This is a genomic window from Pseudoflavonifractor sp. HNCC25GI2 (genome assembly GCF_058136395.1).
The window spans coordinates 154,510-171,097 of the sequence record NZ_JBYUOW010000005.1 but is presented as its reverse complement, the minus strand read 5'-3'; the positions used below and the strand labels follow the sequence as shown (position 1 = coordinate 171,097).

General features: G+C 59.2%; 19 protein-coding genes. 4 read left to right on the top strand and 15 right to left on the bottom strand.

From position 1 onward, the window contains the following. The first annotated feature begins 35 nt into the window (after window positions 1-35). The 3 genes from dinB (at window position 36) to AC3YUO_RS09020 (ending at window position 3,243) form a co-directional block, all read left to right on the top strand. On the top strand, window positions 36-1,277 hold the full coding sequence (gene dinB / locus AC3YUO_RS09030; RefSeq protein WP_489962701.1) for a DNA polymerase IV: 1,242 nt from the start codon (window positions 36-38) through the stop codon (window positions 1,275-1,277). Window positions 1,278-1,306: 29 nt separating this feature from the next. After that, the gene (locus tag AC3YUO_RS09025) at window positions 1,307-2,341 is read left to right on the top strand and encodes an inorganic phosphate transporter (protein ID WP_489962700.1); all 1,035 of its coding nucleotides are present in this window, start codon (window positions 1,307-1,309) and stop codon (window positions 2,339-2,341) included. 161 nt (window positions 2,342-2,502) lie between these two features. Beyond that, entirely contained in the window at window positions 2,503-3,243 is a 741-nt protein-coding gene (locus tag AC3YUO_RS09020) for a ZIP family metal transporter (protein WP_489962723.1), read from the top strand. Window positions 3,244-3,298: 55 nt separating this feature from the next. Here the strand turns inward: AC3YUO_RS09020 and sigG are convergent, their stop codons facing one another. The 6 genes from sigG to AC3YUO_RS08990 form a co-directional block, all read right to left on the bottom strand. Next, the gene (sigG, locus tag AC3YUO_RS09015; RefSeq protein WP_489962699.1) at window positions 3,299-4,069 is read right to left on the bottom strand and encodes an RNA polymerase sporulation sigma factor SigG; all 771 of its coding nucleotides are present in this window, start codon (window positions 4,067-4,069) and stop codon (window positions 3,299-3,301) included. 122 nt (window positions 4,070-4,191) lie between these two features. Then, window positions 4,192-4,632, bottom strand: a complete 441-nt coding sequence (locus AC3YUO_RS09010; protein WP_489962698.1) for a 2-thiouracil desulfurase family protein — start codon at window positions 4,630-4,632, stop codon at window positions 4,192-4,194. A 63-nt stretch (window positions 4,633-4,695) separates the two neighbouring features. Next, on the bottom strand, window positions 4,696-4,947 hold the full coding sequence (locus tag AC3YUO_RS09005; RefSeq protein ID WP_118642847.1) for an IreB family regulatory phosphoprotein: 252 nt from the start codon (window positions 4,945-4,947) through the stop codon (window positions 4,696-4,698). A gap of 129 nt (window positions 4,948-5,076) precedes the next feature. Beyond that, window positions 5,077-7,656 (bottom strand): FtsK/SpoIIIE family DNA translocase, encoded by a 2,580-nt coding sequence (locus tag AC3YUO_RS09000; protein WP_489962697.1) that lies wholly within the window; start codon window positions 7,654-7,656, stop codon window positions 5,077-5,079. A 160-nt stretch (window positions 7,657-7,816) separates the two neighbouring features. Beyond that, a complete protein-coding gene (locus tag AC3YUO_RS08995; RefSeq protein WP_489962696.1) occupies window positions 7,817-8,671 on the bottom strand; it encodes an undecaprenyl-diphosphate phosphatase in 855 nt (284 codons plus the stop codon). Between the two features lie 108 nt (window positions 8,672-8,779). Then, window positions 8,780-9,493, bottom strand: a complete 714-nt coding sequence (locus AC3YUO_RS08990) for a ClpP family protease (protein WP_489962695.1) — start codon at window positions 9,491-9,493, stop codon at window positions 8,780-8,782. Window positions 9,494-9,627: 134 nt separating this feature from the next. Here AC3YUO_RS08990 and AC3YUO_RS08985 point away from each other — a divergent pair, with 134 nt between their 5' ends. Beyond that, complete coding sequence (locus AC3YUO_RS08985; RefSeq protein WP_489962694.1) at window positions 9,628-10,206, top strand: helix-turn-helix domain-containing protein; 579 nt, start codon at window positions 9,628-9,630, stop codon at window positions 10,204-10,206. Window positions 10,207-10,294: 88 nt separating this feature from the next. Here AC3YUO_RS08985 and AC3YUO_RS08980 read toward each other — a convergent pair whose 3' ends face one another. The 9 genes from AC3YUO_RS08980 to prfA form a co-directional block, all read right to left on the bottom strand. Then, window positions 10,295-11,707 carry an aminopeptidase gene (locus tag AC3YUO_RS08980; protein ID WP_489962693.1) on the bottom strand — a complete coding sequence of 471 codons (1,413 nt, stop codon included), beginning with the start codon at window positions 11,705-11,707 and terminating at the stop codon, window positions 10,295-10,297. A gap of 22 nt (window positions 11,708-11,729) precedes the next feature. Beyond that, window positions 11,730-12,344 carry a dephospho-CoA kinase gene (gene coaE / locus AC3YUO_RS08975; RefSeq protein WP_489962692.1) on the bottom strand — a complete coding sequence of 205 codons (615 nt, stop codon included), beginning with the start codon at window positions 12,342-12,344 and terminating at the stop codon, window positions 11,730-11,732. Then, a complete protein-coding gene (locus AC3YUO_RS08970; RefSeq protein ID WP_489962691.1) occupies window positions 12,341-12,595 on the bottom strand; it encodes a hypothetical protein in 255 nt (84 codons plus the stop codon). Before AC3YUO_RS08970 ends, coaE begins: the two co-directional genes overlap by 4 nt. A gap of 101 nt (window positions 12,596-12,696) precedes the next feature. After that, on the bottom strand, window positions 12,697-12,882 hold the full coding sequence (locus AC3YUO_RS08965; RefSeq protein WP_489962690.1) for a helix-turn-helix domain-containing protein: 186 nt from the start codon (window positions 12,880-12,882) through the stop codon (window positions 12,697-12,699). Between the two features lie 93 nt (window positions 12,883-12,975). Then, entirely contained in the window at window positions 12,976-14,001 is a 1,026-nt protein-coding gene (locus AC3YUO_RS08960; protein WP_489962689.1) for an L-threonylcarbamoyladenylate synthase, read from the bottom strand. After that, entirely contained in the window at window positions 13,973-14,542 is a 570-nt protein-coding gene (locus tag AC3YUO_RS08955; RefSeq protein WP_489962688.1) for a GNAT family N-acetyltransferase, read from the bottom strand. Before AC3YUO_RS08955 ends, AC3YUO_RS08960 begins: the two co-directional genes overlap by 29 nt. A 5-nt stretch (window positions 14,543-14,547) precedes the next feature. Continuing rightward, the gene (locus tag AC3YUO_RS08950) at window positions 14,548-15,201 is read right to left on the bottom strand and encodes an HAD family hydrolase (protein ID WP_489962687.1); all 654 of its coding nucleotides are present in this window, start codon (window positions 15,199-15,201) and stop codon (window positions 14,548-14,550) included. A gap of 14 nt (window positions 15,202-15,215) precedes the next feature. Next, a complete protein-coding gene (locus AC3YUO_RS08945) occupies window positions 15,216-15,485 on the bottom strand; it encodes a hypothetical protein (RefSeq protein WP_489962686.1) in 270 nt (89 codons plus the stop codon). 26 nt (window positions 15,486-15,511) lie between these two features. Continuing rightward, window positions 15,512-16,570 (bottom strand): peptide chain release factor 1, encoded by a 1,059-nt coding sequence (gene prfA / locus AC3YUO_RS08940; protein ID WP_489962685.1) that lies wholly within the window; start codon window positions 16,568-16,570, stop codon window positions 15,512-15,514. Between the last annotated feature and the right edge of the window lie 18 nt (window positions 16,571-16,588).

Here is a 16,588-nt window from a genome sequence, read left to right as displayed (position 1 = left end):
AATGGTTTCACCAAACAGAAAGGAGGGCGCACCGGATGGAACGGGTCATTTTTCACTGTGACTTGAATAGCTTCTACGCCTCTGTGGAGCTCCTGTCTCATCCAGAGCTGCGCCATCTGCCTGTGGCTGTCTGCGGCGACCCGGAGAGCCGACACGGCATCATCCTGGCCAAAAACGAGCCCGCCAAGGCTTTTGGGGTGAAGACGGCGGAGACCATCTGGCAGGCCAGGAAGAAGTGTCCCGATCTGGTCCTCCTCCCCGCCCACCATAAGACCTACCGGGAGTACTCCCGCAAAGTCAACGAAATTTACCGGGAATACACCGATTTGGTGGAGGCCTTCGGAATTGATGAGAGCTGGTTGGACGTCACCGGAACCCTCCACCTCTTCGGCGGCGATCCAAAGGCTTTGGCTGACCGGCTGCGGGACCGGTTGCGGGATGAACTGGGGCTGACCATCTCGGTGGGGGTGTCCTTCAACAAGGTCTTTGCCAAGCTGGGCAGCGACTATAAAAAACCTGATGCCACCACGGTCATTACCCGGGAAAACTTTCGTCAGCTGGTCTGGCCTCTTCCCGTAACCGACCTTCTGTACGTGGGCCGGGCCGCCGCCCAGACCTTTGAGAAGTTCGGCATCCGCACCATCGGGGATCTGGCGGCCTTTGACCGGGAGCAACTCTTCCGACTGCTGGGGAAAAACGGCGCACAGCTGCACGATTTTGCCTCCGGTCTGGATACCTCACCGGTAGCCCCGGCGGCACAATATACCCCTCCCAAGTCGGTGGGCAACGGCCTCACCTTCTCCCACAACCTCAAGGGCCGGGAGGAGATTCGGGCGGGCATCATTCAGCTCGCTGACCAGGTGGCGGCCCGTCTGCGCCGTCACAGCATGAAATGTCAAGGTGTATCCCTTGCCATTCGGGACCCGGCCTTCCGGGACCTGAGCCGACAAAAGCGGCTGGATACTCCCTCCTGTCTTGCACGGGAAATTGCCGGGGCCGCCATGGAGCTGGCGGAGAGCTGCTGGAATATGGAGCATCCAGTCCGTGCCCTCACCGTCACAGCCATCTACCTGCTGCCGGCGGAGGAGGCGGTCAGCCAGCTGGAACTGTGGGACGGTGGGCAGGAGCAGCGTCGGGAGCGGCTGGAGAAGCTGGAAGGAACGATGGACGCCATCCGGGCAAAATACGGCGCGGGGTCCATTCAACCGGCCTCTGCCCCACGGGATCGGAGGCCCCGCCACGCACCGCCTCCGGGAGGAGCATATCCCGAGGACTAGCACCATAGGATGGGCATGGAGGTGATTCCATGCCCATCTCTTTTTGGGACTTTGCGGCTCATGCGGCGGAAAATCCGGCCCTTTTGCTGACCGTCCTGCTCACCAGCTCTGTTTTGCTGGTCAACGGCTGGACGGACGCGCCCAACGCCATCGCCGGCGCAGTGGTCACAGGCGCACTCCCCTTTTCCATGGCGGTGGCTCTGGCCGCAGCCTGCAACTTTTTGGGGGTGCTGTGCGTCACCTCAGTCAATGTGTCGGTGGCGGAGACCGTCTACTCCATCGCCTCTTTTGGGGGCGGACGGGATGCGGCCCTCATCGCCCTGTGCGCCGCCATGGGGGCGGTGGTGCTGTGGGCAGGAGCCGCCTGGTGCTTCGGCATCCCCACCAGCGAGAGCCACGCCTTGGTGGCAGGCATCTCCGGCGCAGCAGTGGCGCTGGAGGGAAGTTTGTCCTGTATCCGCTGGTACTGCTGGGGCCGGGTACTGCTGGGGCTGGTGCTGTCCACTGCGGCGGGTTTTGCAGGAGGATTTTGGGTGCAGCAGAAGCTGAGCCGACGTTCGCTGTCCGACAGACTTGTGCGTCTGGCCCAGATTCCAGGGGCGGCAGCTGTCTCCTTCCTCCACGGAGCCCAGGACGGGCAGAAGTTCCTGGGCGTGTTTCTTCTGGGGGTGGCTCTGGCCGAAGGGCGCGGGGATGAACGTACGTTTCTCATTCCCCTCTGGCTGGTTGGGCTGTGTGCGGCAGGCATTGCTCTTGGAACGCTGATGGGCGGGCGGCGCATCATCGATACGGTGGGCCGGGACATGGTCTGTCTCTCCCCTCTTCAGGGTCTCTCTTCCGATTTGGGCAGTGTTCCCTGCCTGCTGCTGGCCACCTTCCTGGGACTGCCCATCTCCACCACACACACCCGGACCGCTGCACTCCTGGGTGTAGGTGCGGCAGGACAGCAGCAGCCCAACTGGGCAGTGGCCGGTCGGGTTGGGCTTGCGTGGCTGCTCACCTTTCCCGGCTGTGCCCTGTTGGGCTATGGGATGAGCCGGGCCTTTCTCTCTCTTCTCTCCTAATGGCGGTGCACCCTCCGGGCGGCCAGGGCATAGCCTAGTGTGGAAGCAGCCGCAAAGGCGCCCTCGCCCCGCAGACGGGCGCCGCCGTGATTTGAGAAAGGACGTACATCGTGACACAGGCAATTCTCTGGGCCGCCGGTGGGACGGGATTTACCGCCCTGATGACCGCCTCGGGGGCCGCTATGGTCTTTTTATTCCGAAAAAATACCTCCCCCCAACTTCACCGCATGATGCTTGGCTTCGCCGCAGGCGTCATGATCGCTGCCAGCATGTGGTCTCTGCTCATTCCTGCCATTGAAGAGGCGCAGGAGATGGGAATGATCGGCTGGGTGCCCGCCGCCGGAGGTTCCGCGCTGGGCATCGCCTTTTTACTGCTGATGGATTACCTGCTCCCCCATTTGACGCCGGATACCTTCCACTGGCGCGAGGGGGAAACACCCCGCAAACGGACAGCCCTGATGGTTCTGGCCGTGACCCTGCACAACATCCCAGAGGGAATGGCAGTGGGCATTTCCTGCGCGCTGGCCGCCCAGAGCGGAGAACCCACGCTCATGACGGCCTCCGCCGCCTTGGCGGTGGGCATCGGCATCCAGAATTTCCCCGAAGGAGCCGCCATCGCCCTGCCACTCCGCCAGGAGGGGATGAGCCGGCCCCGGGCCTTCGCCATGGGGGCGCTGTCCGGTCTGGTGGAGCCTCTGTTCGGCATCCTCACCGTGCTGGTAGCCGGTTCTGTGCAGCCGCTGATGCCCTGGCTTCTCTCGTTCGCTGCGGGAGCCATGCTCTATGTGGTGGTGGAGGAGCTTATTCCGGAGGCCAACCTCTCACAGGGCGGACACACCGGGACTCTGGGGGTTATGACCGGCTTCCTTCTGATGATGATTTTGGATGTGGCACTGGGATAATTCTTCTCCAACAAAAATGCCGCCCGCCGGAAGGGAAACCTTCCGGCGGGCGGTGTTACATTTCTTTTCGAATCTGGCGCAGGGCATTTTTCTCCAGCCGGGACACCTGGGCCTGGGAGATGCCGATCTCTGAGGAGACCTCCATCTGGGTTTTGCCCTGAAAAAAGCGCATAGAGAGGATTTTCCGCTCCCGCTCGCTTAAGTGGGAGACCGCTTCCTTCAAAGCAATGCGCTCAATCCACATTTCGTCCGTATTTTTCTTGTCCTTTACCTGGTCCATGACACAGATGGTATCGCTGCCATCCGAATAGATGGGGTCGTACAGGGAGACGGGTTCCAGAATGGCGTCCAGGGCAAAGACCACATCTTCCCGCCGCAGCTGCAGCATTTGGGCAATCTCGTCCACGGTGGGCTCCTTCTGGTGCTGGGCCATGTAGGCCTCCTTGGCCTGGAGCACCTTGTAGGCGGTGTCCCGCATGGCCCGGGACACCCGCATGGTGCTGTTATCCCGGAGGTAACGCCGAATCTCACCCACAATCATGGGAACGCCGTAGGTAGAAAATTTTACATCCAGGTCCGTATTGAAGTTATCAATGGCTTTGATGAGTCCAATGCACCCCACCTGAAACAGGTCGTCGGCGTTCTCGCCCCGGTTTCCAAAGCGCTGGATAACGGACAGCACCAGACGCAGGTTCCCCGCAATCAGCTCCTCCCTGGCCTGCTTGTCCCCCGCCTTGGCCCGCAGCAGCAGCTCCCGGGTCTCCTCATTTTTCAGCACCTTCAGTTTGGAGGTATTGACCCCGCATAGTTCCACCTTGTGCTGCATGGAAAAACCTCCTGTCTTGGGTGATACTGTGTTTTCAGTATCTCCTTGACAGGAGGTTTCATACGGACCCTGGACCGCCTAAATTTTTTATCGTCAGACTGCTTTCGATGGATTTTTAAGGACTACCGGTTTAAAAGAGACTGCCAGCCGTTTTCGTCCACGACGGTCAGACCCATCTCACGAAGCTGCTCCGCCGCCACGCCCCAGCCGGAAACCAGAGAGCGGGAAAAGGTGCCGTCATAGATGGTACCGCTGCCGCAGGAGGGGGATTTGGCCTTCAAGATTGCCGCCTGACAGCCATATTTCCGGGCCAGTGTGACCGCCAACTCCGCCCCCTTCCGGTAGGCCTCCGTCACATCCTCCCCGGCTTCGTTGACCACCCGGCCGTCTGCTTGGCGCTCCGCTGGAGGGCGCGGAGTGGCCAGTCCTCCGGCCACCTCCGGGCAGACCGGAATCAGGACATGACCTACTTCCTCCAGTTGCCGGATCGCAGGCACCGGACGGCTCTGGCCGTCGTAGCGGCATGGCTCCCCCAGCAGACAGCGGCTGACGAGAATGTTCATGTTGGTTTCCTCCTATGAAAAAGGCCCGGCGCTTTTGAAGGCGCCGGGCCGAGATTGGTAAACTCAATGGGTCAGGTAGTACTTCACCAGGGTCTGAAGTAGCTCGTCCCGATCCACCTTACGGATCATGGCACGGGCGTTGTTGTGGTTGGTAATATAGGTAGGGTCTTCAGACAGGATGTAGCCCACAATCTGGTTGATGGGATTGTAGCCCTTCTCCTGCAGCGCCTGATAGACGGAGGAAAGAATCGCCTTAATCTCCAAATCCCGCTGATCACCCAGACTGAATTTACGCGTAAAATCCATATCTCCCATTGAAAACACCTCCTTAAAAATCTTGCATTAGATGGATTTAGTCTACCTCCAAATCCACGTTCTGTAAAGGGGCTGGGGGGAAATTTAATGAAAATGAAATATTTGTCGGCCCTTGCCGCACCCCACCGGTTACAGAGTATCCTCCTCAGTCCGGTCCAGCGCATCCTCCACGTCGAAAGGAGGTGCCTGGTCCTGTGCCGCCCCGGAAGACGGCTGAGGCGCAGGAGCGGACGTGCCCTGGCGGTATTTCATCTCCTGCCACTGCTCCTTGGTAATGAGCAGCTGACGGGGCTTGCTGCCCTCAAAGGGACCTACAATTCCCTTCTCCTCCAGCTGGTCCACCAGCCGGGCGGCCCGGGCATAGCCCAGCTTCAGCCGGCGCTGGAGCATGGACACCGAGGCCTGGCCAGTCTCCACCACCACCTCGGCGGCGGCGTCAATGAGTTCGTCAAACTCACTGTCCACGTCATCGGGGGCCGAACCGCCCACGCCCTTGGCTCCCTTCTCCTTCTCGGCCGCATGCTGCTCTATCTCCTGCATCACGGCGTCGTCATACTGAGCGGTTCCGCTGCGCTTAACGAAGTCCACCACAGCAGCCACCTCCTGGTCGGTGATAAGACAGCCCTGCACACGGGTGGGCTTTCCAGAGCCCAGCGGGAAGTAAAGCATATCACCACGACCAACCAGCTTCTCCGCGCCGGTGATGTCCAGAATGATGCGGGACTCCAGACTGGAGGCCACTGCAAAGGCAATACGGCTGGGAATATTGGCCTTCATGAGGCCGGTAATGACGTCGGCGGAGGGACGCTGGGTAGCGATGATCAGGTGCATGCCCGAGGCACGGCCCATCTGAGCCACGCGGCAGATGGATTCCTCCACTTCCTTGGCGGCCACCAGCATCAAATCGGCCAGCTCGTCGATGATGACCACCACCTGGGGCATCTTTTCCATCCCCTCGGTTTTGGCGGCCAGCGCATTGTAGGAGGCCAGATCCCGCACGCCCACCTCGGAGAAGGTGCGGTAGCGCTTCATCATCTCCGTCACCGCCCACTGCAGGGCACCGGCCGCCTTTTTGGGGTCGGTGACCACCGGAATGAGCAGGTGGGGAATACCGTTGTAGATGCCCAGCTCCACCATCTTGGGGTCGACCATGATGAGGCGGACCTCTTCCGGTGTGGCCTTATACAAAAGAGAAATAATCAGGGAATTGGTGCATACCGACTTACCAGAGCCAGTGGTACCGGCAATGAGCAGGTGAGGCATTTTTGCGATGTTGCCTACGATGCAGTTGCCGCCGATGTCCTTGCCCACCGCGAAGGACACCTTGGAGGCACTGTCGGTAAAGGCCTTGGAGCCGATGACAGAGTGAATGTTGACCGGAGAGACCAGCTTGTTGGGCACCTCGATGCCCACCATGGAGATCTGGTCGGGAATGGGAGCGATGCGCACGCCGGTGGCGCCCAGCGCCAGAGCAATGTCATCAGACAAATTGGTTAGCTTATTGAGGCGCACGCCCTGATCCAGTTCCAGCTCGTACCGGGTCACCGAGGGACCGCGGGTCACGTGGGTGATGTTGGCGTCGATGCCGAAAGAGTGGATGGTGTCGGTCAGCCGCTGGCGGTTGGCATTGAGCTCGGCCAGGGCCTCTCCCCCGATGTCTCCCGGCCCCTCCTTCAACAGAGAAAGGGGCGGATATTGGTAAGGCGATGTTCCCTGGTCCATGGTGTCCTGAATATCCTGGGCCACCTTGGCAGCCTCCACCTGAGCCTCTTCCCTGGTTACTTTGGACGGCTCGGGCTCCGCAGCTTTGGGCGGGGCCTCCGTCACAACGGGAGTAGGCGGTGTGGGAGGCGCCACTGGAACAGGAGGAACCGCGGGGATTGGCTTGGGGGCCAGCACCGGTTCCGTGACAAATTCCGGCTCCTGCTGGACGGGTTCTGTAACCGGCTCCACCTCCGACTTCGGCTCTGCCTTGGTCTCCGGCTGAGCGGCAGCCCCCCCGGTGAGCAGCTGGTCGGGAGAAGGAACCCGGGCCTTGCGGTCAAAGAAGCCGCGCTTTTTCTTTTCCTGGACCGGCTCCGGTGACTGATCCACCAGCGGGCCCTCATCCACCGGGATATCAATGGGAGCCCGGTGCGAAGCGGCAACGGATACCCGAGACTCCCGGGCTCCATGCGCTTCCGGGGCGGATGCCGGACGCTTCCGACGGACGGGCTCAGCCTCAGGCTCATACTCATACTGGGGCCGATTGAAAATCCAGTCTGCCACATCCATCAGGGAGCGGTTGAAGGCGGCCAAACCTGTGAGGATTCCACCCATGGCGAAGATGATGGTGCTGCCCAGGCTGGTAAACAGCATGACACAGGCCTGAGCCAATATGCCGCCCAGCACACCGCCTGACTTCAGCGCCTCTCCGGTGGACCACAGGCTCTTGAGCAAATTTCCATCCCAAGCCATGGGCTTCACCAGAATGCCGTGAAGCAGTCCCGCCAGCATCAGCGGCAGCAGCAGAGCACAGGTCAGACGCAGACGCACCGGACGTCCCCGGTGGAAGGCCAGAATATAGGCGCCCAACAGCAGTACCGGCGGCACCAGCCAGTAACCGTATCCCAAAAGCCCCTTCAGAATGCCGCAGAAAAAGTCGATGAAGATAGCCTCCATATTAAAATATCCAAAGGAGGCAAAAACTGCCAGCAAGAGACAGACCACCGCGCCTGCCTCCCGGCGGAAGGGCCGGGGAGCAGGTGCGGAGGTCCTGGTACGCGTACTGCTTTTGGTATTTTTAGACTTGGACGAGGCAGCCGTACGGCTGCCTCCCCCCGTTTTCTTACGTGTTGAAGCCATGTGTTACGCCCTCTCGAACAAAGGATTACGCGGCAGGAACCAGGGTCCAGCCCATCAAGCTGAGAATCAGGAAGATAAGACCAGCGGCCCAGCAGTAGTAAGCAAAGGCTCCAAATTTTCCCTTGGAAGCCAGCAGATTAACCAGGCGGATAGAGAAATAACCTACCACGCCTGCAATTACCATACCAAGCAGGTACTTGGGAAGCACTCCCTCGGCCAGGCCACCCTCCGCACCAAACACATCTTTGACTTCCAGAATGGTGGCACCCAGCACGGCAGGCAGAGACATGAGGAAAGAGTAGCGCACGGCAAACTTCCGGTCAAAGCCCACGGCCATACCAGCGGAGATGGTGCAGCCGGACCGGGACAGTCCAGGAATGGTAGCGCAGCCCTGGGCTACGCCCACCAGAAGCACATCCTTCATGGTAGCGTTACGAGCGGTTTTCTTTCCGCCGGCCATCCGGTCAGAGAGAAACAGCACACAGCCAGTGACCAGAAGAGCGCAGCTGACAAAAACAGGGCTGCTGCCCAAGGCCTCCACCTGGTCCTTGATGAGCATCACCACGAACAGGGGCAGAGTGCCCACGATTACCAGCAGCACCAGACGCCGGGCCTCCGGCGGATTTCCGTGAGACGGCTGGCGGGAAAACAGAGATGCAATCCCCCGAAAGAACTCGACAATCATCTCTACCACATCTTGGAGGTAGTAAACACAAACTGCCAGCAGAGTAGCAAAGTGGAGCAGAATATTAAAAAGCTGATCGGGCTCCGGCATTCCAAAGAAATGCTGCAGGAGCGTTAGGTGGCCGGAACTGGAGATGGGCAAAAACTCGGCCACACCCTGAACAAAGCCCAGAACGGCAGACATCAAATACGACACAATATGTACCTCCCATGAAAATGCCATAAAATCACTGCTACTATATTAACACAACCCACGGGGAAATACCAGACTTTTTCTTTCCGATTATGTAAACGAGGGGACGGATTATATACCGTCCCCTGAAGATGCCTTTTGCCGCTGAATCTGCCGGTGGAGACAGGCCAGCGCATCGCCCAGGCCTCCGATTTGGTCGATGAGCCCCAGCTGCACCGCCTCCTCCCCATAGATGACACTGCCCACATCTGCGGCCAACTCACCGGTCTGGAGCATCAGCTTTGTAAAGGCTTCTCGCTTCACAGAACTGTTGGCCGTTACAAATTGAATGATTCGCTCCTGAATCCGCTCAAAGTAGTAGAAGGTCTGAGGTACACCAATAACCAGGCCGTTGAGACGCACCGGATGAATGGTCATGGCGGCGGAGGGAGCGATAAAGGATTCCTTGGCGGAAACGGCCAGCGGCACTCCGATGGAGTGGCCGCCTCCCAGCACCAGAGAGACCGTAGGTTTGGTCATGCTGGCGATGAGCTCTGCAATGGCCAGCCCCGCCTCAATGTCGCCGCCCACCGTATTGAGCAGAACCAGCAGGCCATCGATCTGGTCGCTCTCTTCCACGGTGGCCAGCAGAGGTAAGACGTGCTCATATTTTGTGGTTTTGCTGTTGGAGGGCAGCAGCTGATGCCCCTCAATCTGCCCCACAATGGTAAGCACATAAATGGTACCTCTTTTGCTTTGAATGAGGGAGGACCCCAGATCCACGATGGGCTGCAGACTTGGCTCCTGCCCCGGATCCTGGACTTGAGAATCGGGCCTTTCTTCCATACATACCACTCCTTTTCGGACCATTAGCATGTGCGGTAAGGCCCAATTTTACTCCATCTCCCCCATTCTACTTTGCGTAGGTTGTGTTTTCTTCGTTCATTTGGCATAATATTCTCCAAGAAAGGGGTCAAATCATGGACAACATACAATTCGGGGCCTTTGTGGCCCAACTGCGTAAAGAACAGGGCCTGACGCAGAAAGAGTTAGCCGACCGGCTGCATGTGACGGACAAGGCAGTCTCCAAATGGGAGACTGGCAAGCGCTTTCCCGACGTCAAGCTGCTGGAACCTCTGGCGCAGGTACTGGGAGTCTCCCTGGTGGAGCTGCTCCAGGGTGCCCGTACTGAGAAAGAAAGTCTGACCATCGGAGAGGCGGGTGAGGTTCTGTCCCAGGCGATTGATCAATCTCAGCGTATCACCACCCGGCGCTACCTCCGTCTGCTGCGGTGGCTGCTTACCGCCATCTGTGTGTATTTGGCCTATGGCCCGGTAATCCTTCTGGTAAGCTCTCTCTACCTCCGGTTCCTCAACCTCACTGCTTCCATGGCCTCTGTGTATGGGATCATCGGAGGTGTAGACGGTCCCACCGCGATTCTCATGTCGAATCCCTCTTCCCTGCCAATTTGGTTTTGGCCTCTCATCCAGGCGGCGGGCTCCATTCTCTGCCTGGTGCTGGCCATCCGCGTATGGCGTCTGGAGCGAAGCCTTCGTTGATTTTTTGACAAGTAAAATTACTTGCTACATACGCAAAAAGACTGGATGCACGTATCATACATGCATCCAGTCTTTTTCTTCGATCGGGTTAAACGGCCTCAAACACGGCCTTCATGCCCTTAAAGGTCATATAACAGTCCAGCTTGCCCACGGTCTCAAAAGGAGCGTGCATGGACAGCACCGGCACGCCGGCGTCCAGAGTATCGATGTTCCGCTCCGCCATATAGACGGCCACGGTACCGCCACCCCCAGCGTCTACCTTGCCCAGCTCGGCCATCTGCCACACCACATTGGCCTCGTCCAATACCCGGCGGGCGTAGGCTACCACCTCTGCGGAGGCGTCGGAGGCGCCGGACTTGCCCCGAGCTCCAGTGTACTTACTGAGGCCCATGCCGTAATTCACAAAGGCGCTGTTGCGCTTCTCATACACGTCGGCAAAGTTGGGGTCGTAGGCCGCCGTTACGTCAGCGGACAAGCAGAAGGACTTCTCATAGCAGGCACGAGGCAGCACACCCTGGCCCGCACACAGGTCAGCCATAAAGGTGTCAAAGCATTCAGATTTCATACCAGTGACGCCCTCGGACCCAATCTCTTCCTTGTCAGCCAGCATGCAGACAGCGGTGCGCTCCGGCGTACCCAGCTGCAGGAGAGCGGCCAAGGCGGCATAGGCGCACACCCGGTCGTCATGGCCGTAGGCGCCGATGAGAGAGCGGTCAAAGCCGATGTCACAGGCCTTGAAGGCGGGGACAGCAGAGAGCTCAGCGGAGATGAAGTCTTCCTCCACAATGCCATACTTCCGGTTCAGCAGTTCCAGAACCGCAATTTTGACACGGTCCTTGCCCTCGTCGTCGCTGAGGGGGCGGCTGCCCACCAGAATGTTCAGATTTTCAGCCGGAATGGCCTCCCCCAGAGGCTTCTTGGACTGCTCTGCACCCAAGTGGGGCAGCAGGTCGTCGATGGTAAAGAGGGGATCTCCCTCCCCATTGCCCACAGATACCCGAATCACCTGACCGCTTTTCAGGGCCACCACACCGTGGAGCTCCAGGGGAATGGTTACCCACTGGTACTTGCGAAGGCCGCCGTAATAGTGGGTCTTGAGGAAGGCCATCTCATCGGCCTCGTAGAGGGGATTCTGCTTTAAATCCAGGCGGGGGGAGTCAATGTGAGCAGCGCCGATGTTGACACCTTCCGCCAGACTCTTTTTGCCCATGACGGCCAGCATAATGGCCTTGCCACGGTTGACCTGATACACCTTATCTCCAGGATTCAGCTCCATACCACGGGTATAGGGCCGGAAGCCGGAGGCCTCTGCCAGAGCGATGGTACGGTCCACGCACTCCCGCTCGGTCTTGCCCGCATCCAAAAATTGCTTGTAGCCGGCGCAGTAGGCGTCCATGGCCTCCAACTCGCCGGGCTGCAGCCGGTCATAGCCGTTTTTCTTCTCGTAGGCCAGGGCACGGCGCAGCTGCTCGCCCCGGCTTTCTTCCTTTCGCTCGTCCATTGAAAAAACCTCCTTTTGGACTTTATTGTATGTCCTTGACTAAAATTGATTCAAGCAGCGCTCTGGACTTCAGCCCAAAAGCCTCGGCCGAGTCGCAGTCGTTGATTAGCGTATAATCACATCGGTCCTGGTAGTAGCAATCCGGTTTCTGGGACTGCACCCGGGAACGGGCGTAGTCCTCGGAAATTCCCTCACGGGCCATAATACGCCGGATACGCACCTCCGGCGGCGCAGTCACCGCCAGCGTGACATCGCACAGATCGGCCAAGGGACTTTCGACCAGGGCAAAGGCATCGATAGCCGCCAGATCTATTCCCTGGTTCTCCAGTTCCGTCACCAGGGACGCCACTTTGGCGCATACAGACTGCCGGACAATTTCGTTCAGCTGTTCCAGCTTCTCGGAATCCTGAAATACAATGGTTCCCAGGCGCTTTCGGTCAATCCGGCCATCCTTATCCCGGAGAGGACCGAAGGCTTTCTCAAGTTTATCCTGTAAAGCTGTATCGCTTTCCAACATCTGGTGATAGACGGCATCGCAGTCGATCACGGCGCCTCCCAGCATCTCTACTTCTCTCAAAGCGGTGGTCTTCCCTGCCCCAGTGGGACCAGTGATGCCGATGATTTTCGTAACACTCACCTCGATCGATAAAATTCCCGGCGAATCGTTTTGCGGCTCAGCAGAAAGCTAAACATCAAAGCAGCGGCAAAGCCCAGGATGCCCTCCGGATTTTGATGCCCTCCCGCCAGCATTTTCAGCCCATACAAAGCGGTTAAGCCCTCACTGACCAGCAGGATGACCCACATAGCCGGATACCGGAGCCACAGGCCCATAACCATGATGACCAGATGATAGGGTACCCCATACTGTCCCCAATTTCCGTTGCTCATCCATAATGCAATCAGTACCACAACGGCCCGGAATAAGACAAGCCACACATAGGGAAAGAACCCAAGCGGCCAATCTCGGGACGTATGTTCTTCCCCCTCCATCAGTCGTTCCAGGGGGGGACCGTATACAGTCCGGCCAAAGCCTTCAAATTACTTACACCTGGTTCCGCCTTGTCTGTCTCCCATTTTGAGATGGTCTGGCGGGTCACAAACAGGGTCTGGGCTACTTCCTCCTGGGACAGCCCCTTTTCTTTGCGCAGGTTCTGCAAGTTTTCTCCCAGCGTCATACGGCTCACCTCACCCTAAGAGTATGGAAAAAGCAGCAAAACAGTCAAGCAATTTCCGTGCAACCTAAGGTTGCGGGCTTAGGGCCCCAGGGGTTACACCTGAATGATATGGAATCCCGCCGCCTTATTAAGACGGTTGGCAATGGCCAGTCCGATGCCGCCGGTATCCGGACACTGGGCCCAGATGGCGGGCACGCTGGTATGGTCGAAGGATCGCAGGGCGTCAAAGATATGCCGTGCCTGCTCCTCTTTATCGGCCGAGGGACCAAGGTCCATGACGGGCCTCGTCACGGAACGTCCCGTGAACAGAGGTAAGAACTCCTCAAAACAGATAATACCGTCCTGCTCACCGGCGTACTGGGCAATATACTCTGCCGCCTTGGCAGGGTCCCCGGTCACCACGGTGACCGGCGCTTTGGGAGCGTAGTGGCGGTACTTCATACCCGGGGCCTTGGGCTTCTCCCCTGCTCCCATGAGCCGGGTCACTGCCGGATCCACCTCCACCTGTCCCAGTACCTGGCGCAGCTGCTCCAGAGTGATTCCTCCCGGCCGCAGCAGCCGGGGCACGTCTCCGGTCAGATCGATGATGGTGGATTCCACTCCCACAGAACAGGGGCCTCCATCCACGATGGCGTCAATCTTACCGTCCATGTCCTCCAGCATGTGCTGGGCGGTCGTGGGGCTGGGGCGGCCTGAGGTATTGCCCGAGGGGGCGGCCACCGGGATGTCAGCCAGACGGATGATCTCCTGACACAGGGGGTGGCTGGGGCAGCGCATGCCCACGGTCTCCAGCCCTGCCGTCACCTCGTCAGGCACCAGGGCCTTCCGGGGCAGAATCATGGTCATGGGGCCGGGCCAGAAGCGCTGGGCCAGTGCCCAGGCCTGGGGCGGGATGTTCTCACAGTACCGCTCCAGCCAGGAGGCCTCCGGGATATGGAGAATCAGAGGATTGTCCTGGGGTCTACCCTTGGCTTTGAAAATGGCCCGAACCGCCTCAGGGTTCAGGCCGTTGGCGCCCAGGCCGTAGACCGTCTCAGTGGGGATGCCCACCAGACCGCCGGCACGGAGAATCTCCGCCGCCCGTGCGCTGTCATTGTTTGTCAATCGCAGAGTCTGCAACGCCGTTCCACTTCTCTTTCTCTTGCTCCGTCCTCCGGACGGTAAAAATCACGTGAGGCATATCCATGTCATAATAGTGCTTGACCAAAGTGCCGCGCGGAGACATGCCGTTGCGCTGTGCCACTGCCTGGGAGGGGAGGTTGTTGTCCCGGATGATAGAGCAGACCTCCTGAAAGCCCAGAGTATCAAAAGCGTAGTCACGGCAGGCCTGAGCGGCCTCTGTGGCATAGCCCTTGTGCCAGGCGGCACGCTCCAGCAGGTAGCCAACCTCGGGCATCTGCCGGCCATTCCCCACGGACTGCCAGGTGATGCCGCACTGGCCCACCATCTCACCGGTTGCCTTCTCCACCACCGCCCACAGCCCAAAGCCATCCCGGCTATAGCGCGTCTGCTGATTGTGCAGCCAGTCCCAGGCCTCCTGGTCAGAAAAGGCGTGCTCATAGGCGTACATCACCGCAGGGTCCTGGAGCATCCGGCACAGGGCGGGAAAGTCCTCGTCCTCTATCTCCCGAAGCCGCAGGCGGGCAGTCTCTAAAATCATTCGGCTCATGACAGAATCAGCCTCTCCAGCTGCTCCGGATTCTCCGCGATGAAGTCGGCCCCCTCGTCCTCAAGCTCCTGCCGGGAGCGGAAGCCCCAGAGCACGCCGCAGCTGGTGAGATTCCCGTTGCGTGCGGTGCGGATGTCCACGTTGCTGTCCCCTACAAAGAGGGTATTCTCCCGGGTAGCACCCATCTCCGCCATCAGCCGATGAAGCAGGGTCGGATCGGGCTTGGTGGGACAGTCGGGAAGCGCTCCCTGGACATAGGGGAACACGCCGGGATAATAGTGCTCCACCACCGGGCGGGCCAGAGCATGGCCCTTGTTGGACAGGACCGCCACGGATACACCCGCCGCCTTCAGATGCTCCAGCAGCTGGGGAATTCCGGCATAAGGGGCTGTCTTATCCTCCTTGTGGGCATCATAATAGGGGGTAAACTCCCGGTCCATGACGGACTTGGCGTACTCCAAATCGCGGCACTCCCCCGGAAACAGCCGCTCAACAAGCTTCAGTATTCCGTTGCCCACGAAGTACTTGTACTCCTCCACCGTGTGGGTGGGCCAGCCGTGGAGCTTGCAGACGTAGTTGCCCGCGTCAGCCAGGTCGTCAATGGTGTTGAGCAGCGTTCCGTCCAAATCAAAAATCACATACTGATACATAAAGGGTTCCTTCTTTACTCGTAAATGCCAATCTCCATGCCGCCGATCTCAATCTTGGTGTCCCGGGCAAATTCCGCCCGCTGGAGATAGGCCTTCACCGCCATCTGAGCGTACTTGGGATTGATCTTCTCATCCTCGAGATCCAGGTCCAGCCGTCCCCCGGCAGCATTTCCCTCTCCGCCGCACACGGCGCCGTGGTCGTCCAGAACCTCGTTAAGCTCGCCTACAACGTCGGCCAGCTCCTTGCCCTCGGGCAGAGAAGAATAGTGAATAAACAGATCCATGATGCAAAACTCCTTTTCTAAACGGGTTAGGACTGCTCCTTCAGCCGCTCTGCCTGGTCTGCGGCCGCCAGAGCATCAATGATTTCATCCAAATCCCCGTTGACAATGTTATCAATCTTATAGAGCGTCAGGCCGATCCGGTGGTCCGTCACCCGGCCCTGGGGGAAATTGTAGGTGCGGATGCGCTCGTTGCGCATACCGGTACCCACCTGGCTTCGGCGCTGCTGCGTATACTCGCTGGAAATCTTCTCCTGCTCGGCCTCATAGAGCCGGGAGGCCAGAATGCGCATGGCCTTGTCCCGGTTCTGAAACTGGCTGCGCTCCTGCTGGCACTCCACCACGGTGCCCGTGGGCTTGTGGATGAGGCGTACGGCGGAGGAAGTCTTGTTCACGTGCTGGCCTCCGGCGCCGGAGGAGCGGAAGACCTGCATCTCAATGTCGGCGGGGTTTAATTGGACGTCCACTGCCTCCATTTCCGGCAGGACGGCTACCGTGGCGGTGGAGGTATGAATCCGGCCGCCCGATTCCGTTTCCGGCACCCGCTGCACCCGGTGGACGCCGCTCTCATACTTGAGACGGGACCAGGCACCATCTCCTTCGATCGTAAAGGAAATTTCCTTTATTCCGCCCAATTCTGTTTCATTGACGGAGTCTACCTCTGTCTTCCAGCCCCGGGACTCGGCGTACATGGAGTACATGCGGTAGAGGGAGTGGGCAAAGAGCGCCGCCTCCTCCCCGCCCACACCGGCCCGGACTTCCAGAATGACGTTTTTCCGATCATTGGGGTCCTTGGGCAGCAGGAGAATCTGCAGCTCGTGTTCCAGCCGTTCCAGCTCCTGGCCGGCCTGATGGTATTCCTCCTGGGCCAGCTCCCGCATCTCTGGGTCGCTGAGCAGCTGCTGGGCCTGGTCCCTGGCCTCCTTCACCTGCTGATAGGTGCGGAAGGTCTCCACCAGGGGCTGCAGCTCCGTCTGCTCCTTGTTCAGCTTTGCCACCAGCTCCGGGTCGTCGTAGGTCTCAGGCGCCGCAAGGCGTGCTTCAATCTGGCTGTATTTGGCCTCAATGGCGGCCAGCTTGTCCAGCATACAATTCCTCCTGCAAGC